General features: G+C 54.0%; 4 protein-coding genes. 1 reads left to right on the top strand and 3 read right to left on the bottom strand.

Annotation, left to right across the window (positions count from 1 at the left end; genetic code table 11):
• From Q0510_RS20145 to Q0510_RS20135, 3 genes are all read right to left on the bottom strand, one after another.
• Positions 1-361: enoyl-CoA hydratase-related protein (locus Q0510_RS20145; RefSeq protein ID WP_298715687.1), on the bottom strand; the 361-nt coding region annotated here is incomplete at its 3' end.
• Between the two features lie 20 nt (positions 362-381).
• Entirely contained in the window at positions 382-1,401 is a 1,020-nt protein-coding gene (locus tag Q0510_RS20140) for a DUF3667 domain-containing protein (RefSeq protein WP_298715686.1), read from the bottom strand.
• 102 nt (positions 1,402-1,503) lie between these two features.
• Positions 1,504-2,511, bottom strand: coding sequence for a DUF3667 domain-containing protein (locus Q0510_RS20135; protein ID WP_298715685.1), 1,008 nt, complete (start codon positions 2,509-2,511; stop codon positions 1,504-1,506).
• Positions 2,512-2,626: 115 nt separating this feature from the next.
• Here Q0510_RS20135 and Q0510_RS20130 point away from each other — a divergent pair, with 115 nt between their 5' ends.
• The gene (locus tag Q0510_RS20130; RefSeq protein WP_298715684.1) at positions 2,627-3,457 is read left to right on the top strand and encodes a hypothetical protein; all 831 of its coding nucleotides are present in this window, start codon (positions 2,627-2,629) and stop codon (positions 3,455-3,457) included.
• Positions 3,458-3,587: the final 130 nt, after the last annotated feature.

The raw sequence follows: 3,587 nt of genomic DNA, 5'->3' as shown, positions 1-3,587 counted from the left end.
TCATATCGCAGAGCATGGCCAGTTCGCAACCGCCGCCCAATGCGAAGCCGCTCACGGCGGCGATGACGGGCTTGCGGACCTTTTTGATCCCGTCCCAGATCGTAAATTGGTCGATATTGTACATATCCACAGCCGTGCGGCCGGCCATCTGCTTGATATCGGCACCTGCGGCAAAGGCTTTTTCGTTGCCGCTGAGTACGATGCAGCGCACACTGTCGTCGGCATCCAGTTGCTGGAGCGCATCGCGGAGCTCCTGCATGAGCTGGAGGTTGAGCGCGTTGAGCTCTTTGGGCCGGTTCAGCTGGACGTGCGCGATATGGGGCCGGGCCTGCGGCGTTACGATGATGAATTCGGGGGTCATTGGTGTATGATTTTGGCTTATTAAGTGAAAACAAAAATAAGCAATGTGAACAATATCAATACGATCAACGTGCCAACGGCATATCCCAGCACCACCCCGATGGCGGTCCCCAGCGCCGACCCGGAAGAAACGCCATATGCGTTCCGGATCGACATCACCAGGTACAGGAATACCAGCAGCGCCACCCATCCGTAATACGAAAAACCGTGGAACGGCATGCCGATCAGCATCGCAAGGATACCGATCATGAATACCAGTGTGTGCATGTGGATCGAGAAAATAGCGTGGTCGCCATATACCATGTCTTCCCTCCTGTAATAGAACCACTTCAACAACAGGGCGAAGAAAGGCAGCAGGAGGAAGAATAGCTTAGGGTAGTTATGGAAGAACTTTTCCTGCAGCACATAGCCCATATTGGGGCCGTATTTATCCCGCATCTCCAGGAGGCGGATCAGCGCTTTGCGTTGCAACCAGCTGTCCTGCTGGTCGGGCGGAAGCGTTTGCTGCAGGGAATCATATACATGCGCTGAGTTAGCGATGGAATCTGCCGCGATGAGATCCAGCACATTTGCTCCGCTGAGTGCTTTAATGGTATCTTCCGGGGCGATTCTTCCTTCAGCCACTCTTTCCCGGATCCTTTCGGCGGTGTTGCGCATGCTGCCGAACGTGGCCTGTTGTTTGGCAACATCTTTCTCACTTTCGCGTGCGTAAGGGTCGTGATGGTTGCCGGCGGTGATGGCCGCGAGCAAAAAGAACACGAACGACGTGAACACGTACAGCCGGATGGGGTTTACGAACGTCATCCTTTTGCCGGCGATGTATTCCCTGGTAAGCCGCCCGGGGTAGAAAAAGAGGTATTTGAGCGTCAGGAGGAGCTTGGAATCGTAATGCGTGATATCCTGGAAGAAATGGCTGACCAGGTGCCCGAAGGACTCTTTGGTATCCACGTTTTCCTGGCCGCAATGGGTACAGAAACGTTCCGGCACTTCGTGCCCGCAATTGAGACAGGTTTTATCCTGCCGGAGGTGTTGTGTTTTCACGATATGACTGAAGACAGGTTAAGGCGGGGTAAAGATAGCCAAAATGCGCTTTTCCCCGTTATCGAATTACATGATGAGGCGCACGCCGTATGTGCCTTGCCGCTATAACACCGCAAAAATGACCAGCAGGAAAGCCATCACCACCAGCAATGTACCGAACAGGTAAGCGGCCAGTACCCCCAGCGATTTCCAGAAAGCGGCGCCCATCGTTACGCCGTAAGCATTGCGGAGGGCGAATACGAAATACAGGTACACGGGGATCGCCAGCCAGGAGTAAACGTCGTTAAAATGGAAGGTAACGTCTACCAGGATCCCAAGGATGCCGATCATGAAAATGAACGTATGCATGTGGATGGAGAAGATGGCGTGTTTGACGTAGAGCCAGCGTTTTTTCCGGAAGAACCATTGCAGCAGCAGTGCAAAAAACGGCAACAGCAGGAACATCAGCTTGGGATAATGGTGCAGGAGCTTGTCCTGCAGCGCATACCCGGCGTTGCTGCCGTATTTGTCCTGCATTTCGAGGGTGCGCATGGTGATTTTCCGTTCCCACCAGGGTTCCCGCTGGGATGGTGGCAACGACTGCTGGACGGAATCATACCGCTGGGCAGCATTGGCGTGGGTGTTTCCCCCGCCCATGATGTGGAATATATCGGCGCGGTTGCGGCTGGCCAGGGTGTCTTCCGGGGCGATGAGCCCGCGTTGCAGGGAGTCGCGTAGCAGGTGGCTTTCCGTGGCGAGAGAATCCATAACCCTGGGGAAGTAACTTTGCTGCCGCCGGTCGTAGGGATCGTGCTGCGGCGCGGAAATGCCCATGATCAGGAAGAACACGAAGGAGGTGAACACGTACAGCCGGATGGGGTTGACGTACGACATCCTTTTGCCCGCGATATATTCCCGGGTCAGGAGGCCGGGGTAAAAGAACAGGAATTTGAGGGTGGTGAGGAATTTGGAATCGTAGTGGGTGATGTCCTGGAAAAAATGGGTGACCAGGTGCCCGAAGGACTCCTCGGTTTCCACGTTTTCCTGGCCGCAGTGGCCGCAGAACCGGTCCGGCACAGGGTGCCCGCAGTTGAGGCAGTTTTCATCCTGCCGGAGGTGTTGCGTTTTCAATTTCGATTTAGTCAGGTTAATGTAGAATAAATATAACTAATTTGAATTTATCGGGCCTACATACGTTTTGCAAAGCCCGGAACGTTTGTACATTTGCGAACACTATTATCGAGATATGCGCATCGTTACTACCATATGCCTCACCCTGGCCCTGGGCGCCGCCCGGGGGCAGCATTATTACCAGGACATCATCAGCACCGGTCAAACCGCCGCCACCATGGCGCAGTTCAAAGCCAACAAAGTGACCGGGCAGGTGGTTCGCTCGCTGGACGCCAACCAGGAAACGGACAATGATTTCGTGTGCGTGCGCACGACACAGGCCCCTTACCGCCAGCTCAAAGCAGTTACGCAGAGCCGCAACAGCGGGCGTTCGGTGCTGACGAGCACTTTCAGCAGCAGCGGGCGGCTTACCCGGACGGTCGACAGTACCGAACATACCATTTCAACGGTGCAATACCGTTACACCGAAAATGGGTTGCTGCAGGAAGTGGAATCCGGGGTTCGCGGGCGGGAAGATAAGTACCGGCTGCAGGAAAAGCACCGTTATCAATATGACAGTACCGGCAGGCTGCTCCGGATGTTCCTGTTCAAAGGGGGCGCCGATTCGGTGGTGGTGGCGTTCAAAACCGACAGCCTGGGCCGCGTGACGGAAGAGCTTGAGCCTGGCAAGCAACGGTTCTATTACAACTACGACGCGGATGGCAAACTGACGGATGTGTTGCGTTATCACCCATCGCGCAAGCGCATGTTGCCGGACTATTCTTTCGAGTATGGAACGGATGGAAAAGTGGCGGCAATGACGGTGGTGACCGTAGAAACGGGAGACTACCTTATCTGGAAGTACACGTACGACGCGAAGGGATTGCCGCAGCGTGAAGACTGCTATGGCAAAGGGTTAGAGCTGTTGGGACGTATTGCATACAAATATGAATTTTCAGAAAAATGAGAAAAAAGTTGGCAGAATAAAAACAATTCCTATCTTTGCAATCCCAACGAAAAAAGTTCTTATAAAAATTATCACTGCGGAAGTAGCTCATTTGGTAGAGCACGACCTTGCCAAGGTCGGGGTGGCCGGT

This window comes from uncultured Chitinophaga sp. (genome assembly GCF_937874145.1).
Lineage (GTDB): Bacteria > Bacteroidota > Bacteroidia > Chitinophagales > Chitinophagaceae > Chitinophaga.
The sequence above is the reverse complement of the archived record's forward strand: the minus strand, read 5'-3'. Positions and strand labels throughout refer to the sequence as shown.

Coding starts and splice junctions, on each gene's coding strand:
- Q0510_RS20130 (WP_298715684.1), top strand. CDS start 2,627: ATGCGCATCGTTACTACCATATGCCTCACCCTGGCCCTGGGCGCCGCC.